We start from the raw sequence: 16,427 nt of genomic DNA, 5'->3' as shown, positions 1-16,427 counted from the left end.
ACTGAGCTGACCACACGACCGCTTTCGTGGAACAGGACTAACGAGGAGGGAACATCCCGGCGGGGTTGAAGTCCGCGGGCAGCTCGAAGGGGTCGCGCACCCGGCTGGACCGGTCGGATCGGGCGACGAGAGCCGACAGCTCCCCCGCCGCGCGTTCGATCCGGGCCGGCAGGGTCTGCACCCGGCTGTCGACGCGGCCGCCGTCACCGCTGCCCCAGTCCTCCGACGCGGCGAACACCGAGGTGGGCACCACCACGGAGTGCAGGTAGGTGAACATCGGCCGCAGCGCGTAGTCGAGCGCCAGCGAATGCCGCGGCGTTCCCGCGGTCGCGCCGATCAGCACCGGCTGGTCGGTGAGGGAGCGGTTGTCGATCACGTCGAAGAAACTCTTGAACAGTCCGCTGTAGCTGGTGGTGAAGATCGGGGTGACGGCGATCAGGCCGTCGGCCGCGGTGACGGCCTCGATCATCTCTTCCAGGCGCGGGTTGGCGAACCCGGTGAGCATGTTGTTCATGATGTCCTGCGCGTAGTCACGCAGTTCGTAGGTCAGCACCGTCGTGCTGACGCCCTCGTCGGCCAGCCGCGTCACGGTGGCCGTGGCGAGCTTGTCGGCGAGCAGCCGCGTGGATGACGGCTGGCTGAGCCCGGCGGAGATGACCGCCAGGGTGCGCTCGGTCATCGCTGCGCTCCCGTCGTGCCGGCGCCGGCCAAGCCGAAGGCGGCACCGGTCGCCCGGCGGTGCGGAGCGATGGCGGCGGAGGTGTCGAGGTCATTGCGCCCGGCGGATGCTGCGGCAACCGGCGCCAGGGAGGCGGCGAGCACCAGGGATTCGTGGGTGGGGCCATCCGGCACGTCGGCCGGGCGGTTCTTGGCGAACTCCTTGCGGAGCACGGGCACAACCTCCTCGCCGAGCAGGTCGAGCTGCTCGAGCACGGTCTTAAGCGGCAGGCCGGCGTGGTCCATCAGCCAGAGCTGGCGCTGGTAGTCGCCCACATAGTCGCGGAAGCCGAGGGTGCGGTCGATGACCTCCTGTGGGCTGCCGACGGTGAGCGGGGTCTGCGAGGTGAACTCCTCCATGCTCGGGCCGTTGCCGTAGACCGGGGCGTTGTCGAAGTACGGCCGGAACTGACGCTTGGCATCCTGTGAGTTCTTGCTCATGAACACCTGGCCGCCGAGCCCAACCATTGCCTGCGCGGCGGTGCCGTGGCCGTAGTGCTCGAACCGGTTGCGGTAGTACTTGACCATCTTCGCGGTGTGCGAGGCCGGCCAGAAGATGTGGTTCGAGAAGAAACCGTCGCCGTAGTACGCTGCCTGCTCGGCGATCTCGGGGCTGCGGATGCTGCCGTGCCAGACGAACGGCGCCACACCGTCGAGCGGGCGCGGGGTGGACTGGAAGCCCTGCAGCGGGGTGCGGAACTGTCCTTCCCAGTCGACGAAATCCTCACGCCAGAGCCGGCGCAGCAGAGCGTAGTTCTCCAGCGCCAGCGGGATGCCCTGGCGGATGTCCTGGCCGAACCAGGGGTATACCGGGCCGGTGTTGCCGCGGCCCAGGGTGAGGTCCACCCGGCCGTCGGCGATGTGCTGAAGCATCGCGAAGTCCTCGGCGATTTTCACCGGGTCACTGGTGGTGATCAGCGTGGTGGCGGTGGAGAGGATGATGCGCTCGGTTTTGGCCGCGATGTAGCCGAGCATCGTGGTCGGCGACGAGGGTACGAACGGCGGGTTGTGGTGCTCGCCTGTGGCGAAGACGTCCAGCCCCACCTCTTCGACCTTCTGCGCGATGGTGAGCATGGCCTTGATGCGGGCGTGCTCCGTCGGCGTCTGACCCGTGGTGGGATCGGTGGTCAGGTCCCCGACCGTGAAGATTCCGAACTGCATTTCCAGCCTCCAAAACTCAATGCGTCTGCATGTATATAGGTGTCAACGGCGGATGGCCCGATCCTATTCCCGACCCGGCGTCGCGCGTGGAGGAAGGGCTGTCCTGACGGCCCGTCGGGTCAGTCCGCCACGGCGAATCTGGTCAGGGTGTGCTGGATCGCGACGGCCGCCGCTCCCCTGGCCCAGGACGACGTGCCGCTGTCGTCGACGGTGATCTGCAGCGGCGTCGCCTCGGCATCGCGGTCCCCGTGGGCCGCCGCCACGATCTCGTCCGCCACCACCTTCCACAGTCCGATGCCCTCGCCGGAGAGCACGACGGTGTCGACCATCGCGATGTTGGCGATCAGGGCCACCAGGCGGCCGAGGGCGCGTCCGGAGGCCTGGACGACGGACAGTGCGGCGGGCACTCCCGCCGCGGCCAGCGCGAGCGCCTCGTCGTACTCCACCGCCCGGCCCAGGGTGTCGCTCACCTGCGCCCGGATGCTGCCCTGGGTGAGCATGGCGTCCGAGCAGCCCCGGTGTCCGCTGCCGCAGAGCGGCCCGTTCGCATCCAACGGCACGTGTCCGCCGAGGCCGAGGCCGGAGTCCCGGGTGCTGATCACCCGGTCGTCGACCACGAGCCCGTAACCCACGCCGACGCCGATCGTGAGCACGGCGAAGCTGGCGGTGCCCCGGCCCGCACCGAACCACTGTTCGGCGGCGGCCAGCCCCACCACGTCATTCTCGACCAGCACCGGGACGCCGAGGCCGGCTTCCAGCGCGGAGGCCAGGTCCACGTCACGCCAGGCCAGGAACGGCGCCCGGGCGACGACTCGGGAGCCGATGACCTGGCCGCCGACAGTCACCCCGAGTGCCGTGATCGGCGCACCGTTGGCGAGTTCGAGCACCAGAGAGCGCAGCTGCCGCACCACCCCGGCCACGTCAGTGCCGTCGAGCCGGCGGTGGGCCGAGGAGAGCTCGTTCACGCGCAGGTCGGTGAGCACGCCGAAGGCGCTGTCGCCGGTGAGCTTGACCCCGACGTAGCGGCGACCCTCCAGGCGCACATCCAGCGGCTTGGTGGGGCGGCCGACCCCGCTGATCAGGGTGTCGCTGACCTCCACAAGCAGGCCGCTGTCGAACAACGGCTTGCTCAGCCGGGTGAGACTCGCCGGGCACAGTCCGAGGCGGCGCCCCAGGTCGCTGCGCGAGATCGGGCCGTGCATGAGAACGGCACGCGCGAGGCCCATCGAGGAGTCACCGATCGATGGCGCGGCCCCGGTACTGCCGTACATCGCGGTCGCCCTTTCCTGGCCCCCGAATCGGGTTGGCTCTCATCTTGACATAGCCGCCCCGCCGGCGCACCGACTGGCGCACCACCCCACGGCACCCCCGCAGTGGTGCCGCCCGAACACCGGACGCTACATTGGACGGACGACTTTTTTCTGCAGCTAAACCAATTCGCGTGACACCGGATCGCCCGCGCCCGCGCCGGCCCCGGCCAGGGAGGACCCCGTGACCAATCTGCACAGCCGCACCGCCGGCACCGACCCCGCCGACACCCAGGACGGCCCGCACACCGCGGCGCCGTGGTGGACCACGGCCGTGGTGTACCAGGTCTATCCGCGCAGCTTCGCGGACTCCAACGGCGACGGCGTCGGCGACCTCGGCGGGGTGCGCGGCAAGCTCGGTTACCTCGCCGAGCTCGGCGTGGACGCGATCTGGCTCTCGCCGGTCTACCCGTCCCCACAGCACGACAACGGCTACGACATCCGCGACTACCAGGACATCGACCCGGTGTTCGGCAGTCTGGCCGAATTCGACCTGCTGCTGGCCGAGGCCCACGAGCTCGGCATCAAGATCGTGATGGACCTGGTGGTCAACCACACCAGCGACGAGCATCCGTGGTTCGTCGAATCGCGCTCGTCGATCGACAACCCCAAGCGCGACTGGTACTGGTGGCGCCGGCCCGGCGCGGCCGGCGCCGAGCCGAACGGCTGGGGCAGCGCTTTCAGCGGCCCGGCCTGGACCCTGGATGAGACCACCGGTGAGTACTACCTGCACCTGTTCGCCACGCAGCAGCCCGACCTCAACTGGGAGAACCCCGAGGTGCGCCAGGCGGTCTACTCGATGATGAACTGGTGGCTGGACCGCGGCGTGGACGGGTTCCGGATGGACGTGATCAACTTCATCGCCAAGCAGGTGGAGCTGGTGAGCGGGCCGACCGCGGCGACCGGGGGTGGTTCGCCGATGGGTGCGCAGATCCACGAGTACCTGCAGGAGATGCACCGGGCGGTGTTCGCCGGCCGCACCGGAGAGCACCTGACCGTGGGCGAGATGCCCGGTGTGAGCATTCAGGATGCCGTGCTGTTCACGGATGCGGCCCGCGCCGAGGTCGACATGATCTTCCAGTTCGAGCATGTCTCGCTCGACCAGGGCATGCACAAGTTCGACCCGCTGCCGCGCAGCCTGGTGCCGCTGAAGCAGAGCCTGGCCCGCTGGCAGGTCGGCCTGGCGGAGACCGGCTGGAACAGCCTCTACCTGAACAACCACGACCAGCCGCGGCTGGTGTCGCGGTTCGGCAACGACACCGAGTTCCGGTACGAGTCGGCCACCCTGTGGGCGCTGGTGCTGCACCTGCACCGCGGCACGCCCTACATCTACCAGGGCGAAGAGATCGGCATGACGAACGTGACGTTCGACACCATCGACCACTACCGGGACATCGAGTCACTCAACCACTACCGGGAGGCCGTGGAGCAGTTCGACCAGTCGCCGGCGAGTGTGCTGGCCGGGGTGCACGCCATGGGGCGGGACAACGCGCGCACACCGATGCAGTGGGACGACTCGGCCCACGCCGGGTTCAGCACCGGAACGCCGTGGCTCGCGGCCAACCCGAATTTTCCGCGCATCAACGTGGCGACCGACCGGGCAGCCGCGCGCAGCGTGTTCGCGTTCTACCAGCGGCTGATCCAGCTGCGGCACACCGATCCGGTGGTGGCGCTCGGAGCGTTCGAGCTGATCGAACCCGACCACGAGCAGCTGTACGCGTTCACCCGAATCCTGAACGGCGTGACGTTGCTGGTGCTCGCGAACGTGTCGGATGCGCCGCTGACGGTGCAGGGCGAATGGCTGCCGGATGACATCTCCGGTGCCGAGCTGCTGCTGGGCAACTATCCCGGTGACGGTTCCGCGGCGCTCCGGCCGTGGGAGGCCCGCCTGTATCGGCTCTAGCGGCATCCGCTCGCTTCCGGTGCCGAAGCGGACTTCTGCGTCCGGCGTACCGGACGCAGAAGTCCCCTTGGTGAACAGCTGCGCGGCTACTTGCCCTTGAGCGAGCGCTCCTCGCGTTCGATCTCCTCGCGCCGGGTGGCGTCGACGATGAGCTTGGCGTTGATGCCCACCAGGGAGTGGCGGCGACCGTAGGCGAAGTAGACGACGAAGCCGAGGGCCAGCCAGACCGCGAAACGCGCCCAGGTGAGGGTGGTGAGGTTCAGCATGAGCCAGAAGCAGAGCACTGCCGAGAGGATCGGCAGGAACGGCGACAGCGGCACCTTGAAGGAGCGCTTGAGGTCGGGCCGCTTCTTGCGCAGCACCACGACGGCGATGCTCACGAGCACGAACGCCGACAGGGTGCCGATGTTGATCATCTCTTCGAGCACACCCACGTCGGTGAGTCCGGCGATCAGCGCGACCGCCGCGCCGGTGATGATCTGGATGCGCACCGGCGTGCGGCGCTTTTCCGAGGTGACGCTGAGCCAGCGCGGCAGCAGGCCGTCGCGGCTCATGGCGAACAGCACCCGCGAGAGCCCGAGCAGCAGCACCATGATCACCGTGGTGAGGCCGGCCAGGATGCCGATGGAGATGACCTGGGCGGCCCAGCCGGCGCCCACGGCGATGAAGGCGGTGGCCAGCGACGCGTTGGGGTCATCGGCGAGCACGGTGTACGGCACCATGCCGGTGAGTACGAGGCTGACACCGACATAGAGCACGGTGACGATGGCCAGGCCGGCGAAGATGCCGCGCGGCAGGGTCTTCTGCGGGTTCTTGACCTCTTCGGCGCTGGTGGCAACCACGTCAAAGCCGATGAAGGCGAAGAACACCAGGGAGGCGCCGGCGAGCAGGCCGAAGATGCCGTACTGCGCCGGGGCGGCGCCGGTCATGAACGAGAACAGCGACTGGGTCCAGACGTCGCTGCCGACGCCATCCGTGGTGGGCACCGACTCGGGGATGAACGGCGAGTAGTTGGCCGGGTTGATGAAGAACGCGCCGACGACGATGACGAAGAGCACGATCGCCACCTTGATGATGGTGAACACGCTGGCGACGCGGGCGGAGAGCTGGGTGCCCAGCACCAACAGCGTGGTGAAGACGGCAACGATCACGAACGCGCCCCAGCTCACGTCGAGCCCGATCACGTTGATGGTGGCGGGGATGTCCCAGTTCCAGAGGGCGAAGACGTTACTGAGGTAGATGCCCCAGTACTTGGCGATCACTGCCGCGGCGGTGAGCATCTCCAGGATCAGGTCCCAGCCGATGATCCAGGCCAACAACTCGCCCAGGGTGGCGTAGGTGAAGGTGTACGCGGATCCGGCCACGGGCACGGCGGAGGCGAACTCGGCGTAACACATGATCGCGAGGGCGCAGGTGACGGCGGCGAGCACGAAGGCGAGCGTCACGGATGGTCCGGCGTAGCTGCCGGCGGCCTTGGCACCGACCGAGAAGATACCGGCGCCGACGGCGACCGCGACTCCCATGATCATCAGGTCCCAGGTGCCGAGGGTGCGTTTAAGGCTGTGCCCCTTTTCCAGGGAATCCTCGATCGATGACTCGATGCTCTTCGTGCGCCAGAGACTCATGGGGGTGTCCATTCCGTGTAAAGCTCAAGTTTAGGGCGACACGTCCACCAGTGGCAGACCAAAAGTCCCAACCCGGCGCTGCAGAGCCCTGCCGGCCGGGCCGGGCCCGGCAAGCGATACCGATTCGGGTGCCGGTGCAACCTCAATGTTTCGTGAGTTTCCCTGCAGGCGCGCCGGCTCGTGGCTACCGTGGAATGGTCGTCCGGTTCACCCGGCCGGCGAACACGATCGTGAACACCGATGACAGGGAGAGAACCATGACGACCACCGAGCTTTCCGGCAAGCGCATCGCTTTTCTACTCACCGATGGCTACGAAGACAGCGAACTGTCCAGCCCCTGGCAGGCCGTGACGGATGCCGGGGCCACCGCCGTGCTGGTTTCCCCCGCCACCGAAAGCGTCACGGGCAAGAAGGGCCACTCGCAGTACGTCGACCTGGCCGTCGCCGAGGCAACAGCCGACGACTTCGACGCTCTCGTGCTGCCCGGCGGCGTCGTCAATGCCGATCACCTGCGCATGGACGAGGACGCGGTCTCCTTCACCCGGGACTTCTTCGCCGCGCACAAGCCGGTGTCGGCTATCTGCCACGCCGCCTGGATCCTGATCGAGGCCGGCGTGGTGGAGGGGCGCACGCTCACCTCGTATCCGAGCCTGAAGACCGACCTGCAGAACGCCGGCGCCACCTGGGTCGATGAGGAAGTCGTGGTGGACCAGGGCCTGGTCTCCAGCCGCACCCCCGCCGACCTGCCGGCGTTCAATGCCAAGGTGATCGAAGAGGCGCGCGAAGGCACCCACGCGGGGCAGACGCTGTAGCCCTCACCCCGGCCGGTCACTCCGCGGGCGGGCGGGTGGCGGGTAGCTCGAGCACGGCTTCGGCGGCCTGCTCGAGTGCCCGGCCGTACGCCGCGCCGTGTCCGGCCGCGTGCACGGCCAGCGGATGCAGCTGGTGCAGAGGCGTACGCGCCCGCCAGCCCGGCACCAGCCGCGATGCCGACTCGTAGCCCGCGGTGATCTCCTCGAGGTATGGGCAGCCGAACAGGGCGAGCATCGCCAGGTCGGTTTCGCGGTGGCCGCCGTGCGCGGCCGGGTCGATCAGCACGACCCCGTCGGCGGACCACAACACGTTGCCGGTCCACAGGTCGCCGTGTATCCGGGCCGGCGGGGCGCCGTCATCGAAGTCGCCGGCCTCGATGCGCGCGCAGGCCGCGTGCACGGCCTCGGCCTGCCGGGCCGTGATCCCGCCCACGTCGACGGCGATATCCAGGTACGGCAGCACCCGGTAGCGGGCGTAGAACACTCCCCAGTCGCTCTCGTAAGCGCTGGGGAGGCTCCGATTACCGATGAACAACGGGCCGCTCCAGTTGTCGGGTGGGGCACCGAACGCCGCGGCGCCGGCCGAGTGGGTCACCGACAGCTCCGCGCCGAACGCTCGCGCGGCCGACCGGCTGGGTGGCACCTCGTCGATGGTCTCCAGCACGATGTGCCCGGGCTCGAGGTCGAGCACCTGGGCGGTGCGCACTCCGCCGGGTATCGCCAGCCAAGCCAGGCCGGCGGCCTCGGCCTCGAAGAAGCCGGAGGGGGCACCGTGGTGCCGCTTGTCGAAGCCCCGCGGGTCGCCGCCGGGTGAGCTGACGAAGTCATTCATCCCTCCACTCTTACCGCTTGCCCCGTCCGGCGCTACGGGAGACCGGTGCGTCAAGGAATGCTTGACAGAACTTCGCTGTCAATGCATCCTTGACACATGAACACAAAGAGTTCCCTTTCCCGCCCGCGCTGGTATGCCGCGGCCGTGGTCGGCGGAGTGGTGGTGATCGCCGCACTCTCCACCGCGGCCGTCCTCGTCGACCACGACCCGGCCGACTCCGTCTTGGGCTTCCTCACCGGAATGCTCAGCGTTCTGCTGGTCACCGTCATCCTGTGGACCGAGATCGGCCGCCAGAGGGTGGCCAGGCTGCGCGACACCGTGGCACTCGACAACCTGGAACCGCTGCGCGACGCGACCGACGCCGACAGCGCGGGACAGCGGCTTGCCCAACGTCGTGACCAGCGGACGGACGAGCGATGACGGCGCCGACACCCGAACATTCACCGACGTCGCTGACGGCCGCAGAGGCCGCCGCGGTGCGCGACGCGGTCGCCGAAGCGGTGCTCGGCAGCCCGACCGGTCTCCGCGCCGACCTCGAGAGCGACCCGGATGCGTACCTCCGTCTGGTCGGTGCCAGCCGCACCGCCGCGGAGGAAACCAGCCGATTGCTGCGGGACTCGATCAACGGCGCGCGGGCCGCCGGGCACAGCTGGGACGCCCTGGGCCGGGTGCTCGGGGTAAGCCGGCAGGCCGCCCAGCAGCGATTCTCCTCGGCGAGCCAAACAGGCTCCGCCGGCCCGGCCGCGGCCGCACACGACGGCGAGCCCGGGCATCCGCGCCGCAAGGTGCTCAGCCCGGTCACCGCGTTCGACGAGATGGCCATACTGGCGATCGAGGGCCGCCGCGGCTGGCACGTCGTGGATTACGGCACGCTGTACCACGTGCTGGAGGCCTCGGACCGGCAGTGGGAGCACCGCCGGCTGCTGTGGACACCGGGAAACGCGGCTCGACGACACCTCGAGGCCGAGGGCTGGCGTCTGGTGGGCGAGACGACGTTCCCGTGGGGTTATTACACCCGGGCACTGGACTCAGCGGCCGAGCCGGCCTGACAGCGGCGGCCTGACGGCATCCGGGGTACACAAAACGGGCCGCCACCTCAAGGGTGACGGCCCGTTTCGAAGAAGATCGCGTTATCAGCGAACCATTCGGCTACTACCTAGCGGCGCAGGCCGAGACGCTCGATGAGCGAGCGGTAGCGGCTGATGTCCACGTCGGACAGGTAGCCGAGCAGACGGCGACGCTGACCAACCAGGAGGAGCAGGCCACGACGCGAGTGGTGGTCGTGCTTGTGCTCTTTGAGGTGTTCCGTGAGGTCAAGAATGCGCTGCGTGAGCATTGCAATCTGGACTTCGGGGGAACCCGTGTCGCCCGGGTGGGTAGCGTACTTTTCGATGATCGCCTTCTTAGCATTAGCTTCGAGTGCCATAGATGGGATCCCCTTTCTCTCACTGCGCGGTGCTCGGGGCAGAATGCCTGAGCTCTCTTTATCCGCGGCCGTTGAACGGCAACCTCAAGATCTTAGCAGAGTTCGGCCAACCCGTTCGGATCGGGGTTCCCCTCCCCGGTGGGAGCGCGGGCGTGACACCGGACACACCGGTTCGTTCGGGCACGGGGTGCACCACGTCGGGCTCACACTCGCCGATGATTGAATGGTCCCCCGCACGGGGGCCGAGTAACACCAGCACCAACCCGCACGACACGAGGAGCACCCATGGAATCGACCGGCCCGGACTCGACCACCCTGGACTCAGCTGCACCAGACTCGGCCGCACTGGACTCGACCGCACTGAATACGGGCCGCACGGCCACGAACGGCGACATCACCCTCTCGCTCACCGCGACGCCGGTGCTCAGCTATGCCCTGGCGCACAATCGCATCAACGTGGTCGGCCGGGTGGGCGTCGACAACCGTGGGTCCGCCGTGCGGGAGGCCGTGCTGCGGCTCGAGGTGCTCAGCGCCGGCGACACCCTCGGTACCGCCCGTGATCTGCTCGTGGACCTCGCCGCTGAGCGCACCTTGACCTTTACGGATGTCTCCCTGACCGTCGACCCCACCGCGATGCTGCTCATCGAGGAGCAGCGCCCGGCCGAGATCCGGGCCAGCCTGCTCGTGGCCGGCGTCGTCGTCGCCGAGGCGGGCGAGCCCATCCAGCTGCTCGCCGCCCAGCAGTGGATCGCCCGGCCGGTGGACCTGGCGCTGGAGATGCTCTCGGCGCACGTGCTGCCCAACCACCCCGAGATCGCCACCCTGCTCGCCGAGGCCGCTGCCGCGCTCGAGGCCCGCACCGGGTCGGCGGCCATGCCCGGCTACCAGTCGGGCCCGGACAGGGTCGACCAGGTGGTCGAGGCGGTGTTCGTGGCCATGCGGGCCCGCACCATCCGCTACGCCACCCCGCCGGCCAGCTGGTCCGACGACGGCCAGAAGGTGCGCACGCCCGGCGAGGTGCTGGGCACCACGACCGGCGAGGGCACGTCGGGTGGCGTCGGCACCTGCCTCGACACCGTCGTGGTGATGGCCGCCGCCCTCGAGCAGGCCGGGTTGCATCCGCTGCTCTGGGTGGTCGCCGGGCACGCATTCCTCGGCTACTGGCGCGAAGAGGAGACCCTCGGCGCGCCCGCGCTCACCGACGTGGCCGAGGTGATCAACCTCATCGATCTCGACCTGATCCGGCTCGTGGAGACCACCCAGGTCACCGACCGTGACACCGGCACTCCGGTCACCTTCGCCCAGGCCCAGCGCTCGCCGTATCTGGACTGGCTCGCGGACCTGGCCACCGTGATCGGAGTGGTCGACGTGGTGCAGTCGCGGCGCACCCACATCCTGCCGCTGCCGGCACGCACCGTGACCGCCGACGGCACCGTGGTCGTCACCGAATACCGGCCGGCAGGGGTCTCGCCCGGCGGGCCCGTCGTCGTCAACGAAACGGATGCGGCCGCGAAAGATGCGGCCGACGCGGCCACCGCAGGCACCCCGTCCGGCCGCTCCTCGAGCACGCCGCCCCGTATCTCGCAGTGGAAGAACGCCCTGCTCGACCTGAGCTTGCGCAACCGACTGATCAACTTCACCGAACGCGGCGCCCTGGCCCTGACGGTGCCCGACCAGCACCTGGCCGGAGTCGAAGACCTCGTCACCGATGGTGCCGGGCTGACCCTGCTGCCCGCCGACCGGATGACGACGACCGACCGGGAGCGCGGCATCCGATTCGGCCGGGATCTGCCCGCCGACCAGCTCGCGGCCCTGCTCGCCGACAAGAAGGCCGTGTACGCCGACGTCACCGACGCCGCCTACGCCACCAAGCTGCGGGCGCTGGCCTACAAGGCCCGCACCGTGGTGCAGGAGACCGGCGCCAACAATCTCTACCTGGCCTTCGGCTCGCTGGTCTGGACCGCGAACGACCGGGAGCTCCGCAGCCCCCTGGTGCTCGTTCCGGTGGTGCTCGAACCGGCCGGCCGCGGCGGCGACTACCGGGTGCGGCTCGACGAGGCCGGGGCGTCCACGCCCAACTACTGCCTGCTCGAGAAGCTTCGGCAGCTGCACGGCCTCACGATCGACGGCCTGGCGACCCCGGCCGCCGACGCGACCGGAATCGACCTGGCCGCCGCGTTCCGCGCCACCCGCGAGGCGCTGCTGGCGGCCGGTTTGCCCTACCGGGTCGAGGAGACCCTCGACCTGTCGATCCTGCAGTTCGCCAAGTTCCGCCTCTGGAAGGACCTCGACGAGAACTGGCAGACCCTGGCCGAGAACTCCCTGGTGAGCCACCTCGTGCATACCCCCACCCAGCCGTTCGTCGACCCGGTGGCCCTGCCTGCGCCCGCCGACCTCGATGCTCTCGGCGCCGAGTGCCCGGTGCCCGGCGACTCGTCGCAGCTGGCCGCCGTGGCCGAGGCCATCGCCGAGCGCACCTTCGTGCTCGAGGGCCCACCCGGCACCGGCAAGTCGCAGACCATCACCAACCTCCTCACCCGCGCGGTCTATGAGGGAAAGAAGGTGCTGTTCGTCGCGGAAAAACGCGCGGCCCTGCAGGTGGTGCAGGCCCGGCTGAACGAGGTGGGCATGGGCCCGTTCGCGCTCGACCTGCACGACAAGGCCAGCAAGCCCGCCACGGTGCGAGCCCAAATCCGGCAGGCTCTCGAACACGAGGTGACGGTGGACGGCCAGGGGCTGAAGAACGACCTCGACGTGCTCGGCACCGCCCGGCGCAGCCTGGCCAGGTACACCGATAGGTTGCACGAACAGAACGGCGCCGGCCTGTCCTTCTACTCCGCCCGCACCGCACAGCTCACCGCCGACGTCGACGTGCGGGCCCTGCCCGTGCCGGCCGACCTGCCCGCGCGCATCACGGCCGACGAGCTCGACGAGCTGCGGCGGATGCTGCGGGATCTGCCCGATGTGACCGATCCGGCCCGGCCGCGGCCGCAGCATCCGTGGGCGTTCATCGCCACGCCGCCCGCCGGCCCCCTCGACCTGGCGACCGTTGCCCGCGCCGCGCTGGAGCTCGACGAAGCCCTGGCCGCGCTCCCCCGCGCCGACGAGACGGCCGGCTCTGGCGCCGCGGCGAGCGTCGTGGCCGCCGCGGCGAGCCCTACCGAATACGTCACGTTGAGCAGTCTCGCCGCCGCCGATCGGGTGCCGCTGGTCACCCTGGACGGCACCCGCTCCCCGGATTGGGCCACGGCCGCGGCCGACGCCGAACAGGCCACCGGCACCTTTGTGCAGGCCGAACACCCGGCACTGACCGTGCTCGAACCCGGCGCACTGCGGCTGGACGCCGCGGCCCTGCACCGGGACGCGCAGGCGGCGGATGCCTCGAGCTTCTTCGGCCGTCGCGGCCGACGGAAGGCCGTGCTCGCGCGGCTGGCCGCGGAGATGCGGCCAGGGGCGAAGCTGCCCCTCGGCTCCCTCACCACCGTCACCGGCCAGCTCGCCGACAGCCAGGCCCGGCTGCACGCCCTGCGCGGCCTGGTGCGGGCCGTGGATGGCGTGAGCATCGCGGATGATTGGAACCCCCTGGTCGGCTCCGCGCCGGTTGCTCCGGCGCAGACCGGGCAGACCGGGCAGACTACGCAGACCGGCCCGACCGGCCGCGACGAGCTCGCCGCCCGCCTGGCCTGGCTGCGCTGGGCCGGTGGTGTCGTCGCATCCGAGCACCGCGACCTCAGCGTTGACTTCGTGGCCGCCCTGCGCGGTTATCTCGACGCCAGCACCGAACCGGATGCCGCACTCGCCACCGCACTGAACCGTGCGCTTCTCGCCCTGCAGGCCGTGATGACGGCCACCGGCGCCGGACCGGCCGCCATGGCCGGCTGGGCCGCGGACGGCGGCCTCGTCGCCGTCTGGTCCCGCGGCCGCGAGGAACGGGACGCCCAGGCACCGGGACTGCCCACCCTCACCCGGTGGATCGCCCTGCTCGAGCACCTCGAACCGCTGGCCCGGCTCGGGCTCACGGCCGCGCACACCGCTGTGCTCCGCGGCGAGGTCGACGCCGACGACGCCGGTCTGGCGTTCGAGAAGGGGCTCGCCACGGCATCCGTCGCCGAACGCGGCTCGGCCACCACCCTGGACCAGTTCGACGCCGCCGCCCAGAACCGTTCGATCACCCGCTTCACCACGTCATCCGGTGCGGTGCGCCGGCACCTGCCCACCTTCATCCCGTACAGCGTCTTGCGGCGGCGCACCATCGGCCCGACCCCGGACGCCGCCGGCGACTCCGGGAACCCGGGCACCGAGACGGCGGCCCGGCTCGGCCTGCTCAAACGGCAGCTGGACCGGCAGCGCGGCGGCATGGGAGTGCGCGAGCTCATGCACGAGTTCGGCGACCTGATCACCGACATCCTGCCGTGCATGCTGATGAGCCCGGAGTCGGTGGCCAGGTTCTTCCCCGCCCAGGCCGGCCTGTTCGACATCGTGGTCTTCGACGAGGCCTCCCAGGTGCGGGTGTCCGACGCCGTCGGAGCCATGGGGAGGGCCCGGTCGGTGGTCGTCGTGGGTGACAGCAAGCAGATGCCGCCCACCTCGTTCGCGGAGTCGACCATCGGCTCCGGCGAGGAGGACGGCGACACCCTCGAGTTCGTGCGCGACGAGGAGTCGATCCTGTCGGAGTGCGTGCAGGCGCAGGTACCCAGCAAGTGGCTGTCCTGGCACTATCGCAGCCAGGACGAGTCGCTGATCGCCTTCAGCAACCGCGCGTACTACCGTGACCGGTTGTCCTCGTTCCCGGCTCCGCACCACGGTGCGGGCACGGATGCCGGCTCCGGCTCCGGCTCCGGCTCCGGCTCCGGCTCCGGCTCCGGCTCCGGCTCCGCGGGCTACGGTGTGAGCCTCCGCCGGGTCGACGGTCAGTTCCTCCGCAGCGGTAAGGGCAAGTCGCTGCGCACCAACCCGGTCGAGGCCCAGGCCATCGTCGCCGAGATCCTGGCCAGGTTCGCCGCCGAGCCCGAAGAGACCCCGTCCATCGGCGTGATCACCTTCAACGTGCAGCAGCGGGCCCTCATCGAGGGCAGCCTCCGCGACAGCGGCGATGAGCGCATCGTGCACGCCCTCGACACCGACACCGACGGCCTGTTCGTCAAGAACCTGGAGAACGTGCAGGGTGACGAGCGCGACACCATCCTGTTCTCCACGGCGTTCAGCGCGGATGCCTCGGGCCGGCTGCCGCTGAACTTCGGCCCGCTCAACCTGCCCGGCGGCGAACGGCGCCTGAACGTGGCGATCACCCGGGCCCGGCGCCAGGTGATCGTGTTCAGCAGCTTCGCGCCCGCCGACCTGCGCGCCGAAGAGACCATCTCGGCCGGGGTGAAAGACCTGCGGGCCTACCTGGACCTGGCCGCCGGCGGCGCCGACGGGCTCGCCACCCCGCTGCGCCAGTCCGGGGCGTTGGACCGGCACCGGGAGGAGATCGCCGAGGCCCTGCGCGAGCGCGGCTTCGCGGTGCAGGCGGACGTGGGGCTGTCCGACTTCCGGGTGGACCTCAGTGTGGCCACGACCGGGGCGCCCGGGCATCCGGTGATGGCCGTGCTGCTCGACGGCCCCACCTGGGCCGCCCGCCGCACGGTCTCGGACCGGGACGGCCTGCCCGTCGAGGTGCTCTCCAGGCTGATGGGCTGGCCGGCCGTGGAGCGGGTGTGGTTGCCCGAGTGGCTGGGCGACCGCGACGCGGTGCTGGATCGTCTCGCCGAGAAACTCGACGCTCTCGACGCCGCCCGCCAGGCGCACGAGGCCGCCGCCCTGGCGTAGCCGAGCCCTGACCTCCCCCGCGGCACGTCTAAGCTCTCGCGGCACGTCTTTGTGCCGCCGGCACCCGTTCTAACGCGGGCCGCCGAGCACAACACGGGCCGCGGGGAGCAACACGGGCCGTGATAATAGTGCGCTCAGAGCACGGAGAACCCGGCGGGCAGCGGGGCACGGCCGGTGGCGGCGCGCAACAGGGGTGCGGACAGGCCCTTGTGGGCGGCCAGGTCGGCGAGCACGTGCAGGGTCGCGGCGGCGGCGGGCTCGGGCACGGTCTGGTCGGCGGCGGGTACTCCCTGGCTCTGCAGCAGGTCGCTCGTGTGCACGGTGAGTTCCAGGGTGCGCGACGGCAGGTACTCGGCGATGCGGATGCGCCCGGCCGGCGTATCCGCCGGCTCGGAGCCGTCGAGGGTGGCCACCCGGGCCAGCACCCTGGCGGCGAGCTCCGCGACCGCGACCGCGGGCTGGGCGCCGAGGGTGGCGGCGGTCTCCCGACCGCGTTGCGCGATCAGCTCGGGTGTTCCCGCGGCGAGCGCGCGCTCGAAGTAGGCCGCCGGCGTGGTCACCTCGATCGGGGCGGCCACGCCGACGGCATCCTCCTCTGCCGCGAGGTCGAGGTAGGCCTCAATGGTGGACAGGGCCCGGCTGGTGTGCCCGACGAGGTCGCGCACACTCCACTCGCCCAGGCCCAACTGCCCCCAGACCTCGTCATCCCCGGCGGCGCGCTCGGCGATCCCTGCGGTGACCGCCACGAACCACCTCGCGGCCGAATCGAAAGCGAAAACCGCGTCTGACCAGTCCCTGGGAGTCTCACTCATGCCCACAGAGTAGCCGCACCGTGC

General features: G+C 70.1%; 12 protein-coding genes. 5 read left to right on the top strand and 7 right to left on the bottom strand.

The annotated features are described in order from the left end of the window. Positions 1-37 precede the first annotated feature (37 nt). From B7495_RS05545 to B7495_RS05535, 3 genes are all read right to left on the bottom strand, one after another. Positions 38-679, bottom strand: coding sequence for an FMN reductase (locus B7495_RS05545; protein WP_088455698.1), 642 nt, complete (start codon positions 677-679; stop codon positions 38-40). After that, complete coding sequence (locus B7495_RS05540; RefSeq protein ID WP_088455697.1) at positions 676-1,878, bottom strand: LLM class flavin-dependent oxidoreductase; 1,203 nt, start codon at positions 1,876-1,878, stop codon at positions 676-678. The genes B7495_RS05545 and B7495_RS05540 overlap by 4 nt, the downstream gene beginning before the upstream one ends. A 119-nt stretch (positions 1,879-1,997) precedes the next feature. Beyond that, positions 1,998-3,149: an ROK family transcriptional regulator gene (locus tag B7495_RS05535; protein WP_088455696.1), complete on the bottom strand. Its 1,152-nt coding sequence runs from the start codon at positions 3,147-3,149 to the stop codon at positions 1,998-2,000. Between the two features lie 229 nt (positions 3,150-3,378). On the opposite strand from B7495_RS05535, the gene B7495_RS05530 reads away from it, so the two are divergent. After that, the gene (locus tag B7495_RS05530; protein ID WP_088457926.1) at positions 3,379-5,088 is read left to right on the top strand and encodes an alpha-glucosidase; all 1,710 of its coding nucleotides are present in this window, start codon (positions 3,379-3,381) and stop codon (positions 5,086-5,088) included. A gap of 86 nt (positions 5,089-5,174) precedes the next feature. Here the strand turns inward: B7495_RS05530 and B7495_RS05525 are convergent, their stop codons facing one another. Further along, complete coding sequence (locus tag B7495_RS05525) at positions 5,175-6,713, bottom strand: amino acid permease (RefSeq protein ID WP_088455695.1); 1,539 nt, start codon at positions 6,711-6,713, stop codon at positions 5,175-5,177. A 257-nt stretch (positions 6,714-6,970) separates the two neighbouring features. Here B7495_RS05525 and B7495_RS05520 point away from each other — a divergent pair, with 257 nt between their 5' ends. Then, positions 6,971-7,525, top strand: coding sequence for a type 1 glutamine amidotransferase domain-containing protein (locus B7495_RS05520; RefSeq protein WP_088457925.1), 555 nt, complete (start codon positions 6,971-6,973; stop codon positions 7,523-7,525). A 16-nt stretch (positions 7,526-7,541) separates the two neighbouring features. On the opposite strand, the gene B7495_RS05515 is transcribed toward B7495_RS05520, so the two are convergent. Beyond that, positions 7,542-8,357 carry a fructosamine kinase family protein gene (locus B7495_RS05515; protein WP_088455694.1) on the bottom strand — a complete coding sequence of 272 codons (816 nt, stop codon included), beginning with the start codon at positions 8,355-8,357 and terminating at the stop codon, positions 7,542-7,544. 96 nt (positions 8,358-8,453) lie between these two features. Here B7495_RS05515 and B7495_RS05510 point away from each other — a divergent pair, with 96 nt between their 5' ends. Both B7495_RS05510 and B7495_RS05505 read left to right on the top strand, forming a co-directional pair. Next, positions 8,454-8,777, top strand: a complete 324-nt coding sequence (locus B7495_RS05510) for a hypothetical protein (RefSeq protein WP_121678474.1) — start codon at positions 8,454-8,456, stop codon at positions 8,775-8,777. Continuing rightward, a complete protein-coding gene (locus B7495_RS05505) occupies positions 8,774-9,406 on the top strand; it encodes a hypothetical protein (RefSeq protein WP_088455692.1) in 633 nt (210 codons plus the stop codon). The genes B7495_RS05510 and B7495_RS05505 overlap by 4 nt, the downstream gene beginning before the upstream one ends. A gap of 107 nt (positions 9,407-9,513) precedes the next feature. On the opposite strand, the gene rpsO is transcribed toward B7495_RS05505, so the two are convergent. Next, on the bottom strand, positions 9,514-9,783 hold the full coding sequence (gene rpsO, locus B7495_RS05500) for a 30S ribosomal protein S15 (RefSeq protein ID WP_088455691.1): 270 nt from the start codon (positions 9,781-9,783) through the stop codon (positions 9,514-9,516). Between the two features lie 285 nt (positions 9,784-10,068). Between rpsO and B7495_RS05495 the strand changes: the two genes are divergently transcribed. Continuing rightward, positions 10,069-15,591, top strand: a complete 5,523-nt coding sequence (locus B7495_RS05495) for a DUF4011 domain-containing protein (RefSeq protein ID WP_088455690.1) — start codon at positions 10,069-10,071, stop codon at positions 15,589-15,591. Between the two features lie 134 nt (positions 15,592-15,725). Here the strand turns inward: B7495_RS05495 and B7495_RS05490 are convergent, their stop codons facing one another. Next, positions 15,726-16,403 carry a maleylpyruvate isomerase N-terminal domain-containing protein gene (locus tag B7495_RS05490; RefSeq protein ID WP_088455689.1) on the bottom strand — a complete coding sequence of 226 codons (678 nt, stop codon included), beginning with the start codon at positions 16,401-16,403 and terminating at the stop codon, positions 15,726-15,728. Positions 16,404-16,427 lie beyond the last annotated feature (24 nt).

Origin of the sequence: Cryobacterium sp. LW097 (genome assembly GCF_002205495.2) — a bacterium.
Taxonomy (GTDB): domain Bacteria; phylum Actinomycetota; class Actinomycetes; order Actinomycetales; family Microbacteriaceae; genus Cryobacterium; species Cryobacterium zongtaii.
This window is presented reverse-complemented; position numbering and strand designations above follow the sequence as displayed.

What these genes read in the sequence shown, in the direction of transcription:
- B7495_RS05515 (WP_088455694.1), bottom strand. Translation starts at nt 8,357, where the DNA reads ATGAATGACTTCGTCAGCTCACCCGGCGGCGACCCGCGGGGCTTCGAC.
- B7495_RS05520 (WP_088457925.1), top strand. Translation starts at nt 6,971, where the DNA reads ATGACGACCACCGAGCTTTCCGGCAAGCGCATCGCTTTTCTACTCACC.
- B7495_RS05540 (WP_088455697.1), bottom strand. Translation starts at nt 1,878, where the DNA reads ATGCAGTTCGGAATCTTCACGGTCGGGGACCTGACCACCGATCCCACC.
- rpsO (WP_088455691.1), bottom strand. Translation starts at nt 9,783, where the DNA reads ATGGCACTCGAAGCTAATGCTAAGAAGGCGATCATCGAAAAGTACGCT.
- B7495_RS05495 (WP_088455690.1), top strand. Translation starts at nt 10,069, where the DNA reads ATGGAATCGACCGGCCCGGACTCGACCACCCTGGACTCAGCTGCACCA.
- B7495_RS05525 (WP_088455695.1), bottom strand. Translation starts at nt 6,713, where the DNA reads ATGAGTCTCTGGCGCACGAAGAGCATCGAGTCATCGATCGAGGATTCC.
- B7495_RS05535 (WP_088455696.1), bottom strand. Translation starts at nt 3,149, where the DNA reads ATGTACGGCAGTACCGGGGCCGCGCCATCGATCGGTGACTCCTCGATG.
- B7495_RS05490 (WP_088455689.1), bottom strand. Translation starts at nt 16,403, where the DNA reads ATGAGTGAGACTCCCAGGGACTGGTCAGACGCGGTTTTCGCTTTCGAT.
- B7495_RS05505 (WP_088455692.1), top strand. Translation starts at nt 8,774, where the DNA reads ATGACGGCGCCGACACCCGAACATTCACCGACGTCGCTGACGGCCGCA.
- B7495_RS05545 (WP_088455698.1), bottom strand. Translation starts at nt 679, where the DNA reads ATGACCGAGCGCACCCTGGCGGTCATCTCCGCCGGGCTCAGCCAGCCG.
- B7495_RS05510 (WP_121678474.1), top strand. Translation starts at nt 8,454, where the DNA reads ATGAACACAAAGAGTTCCCTTTCCCGCCCGCGCTGGTATGCCGCGGCC.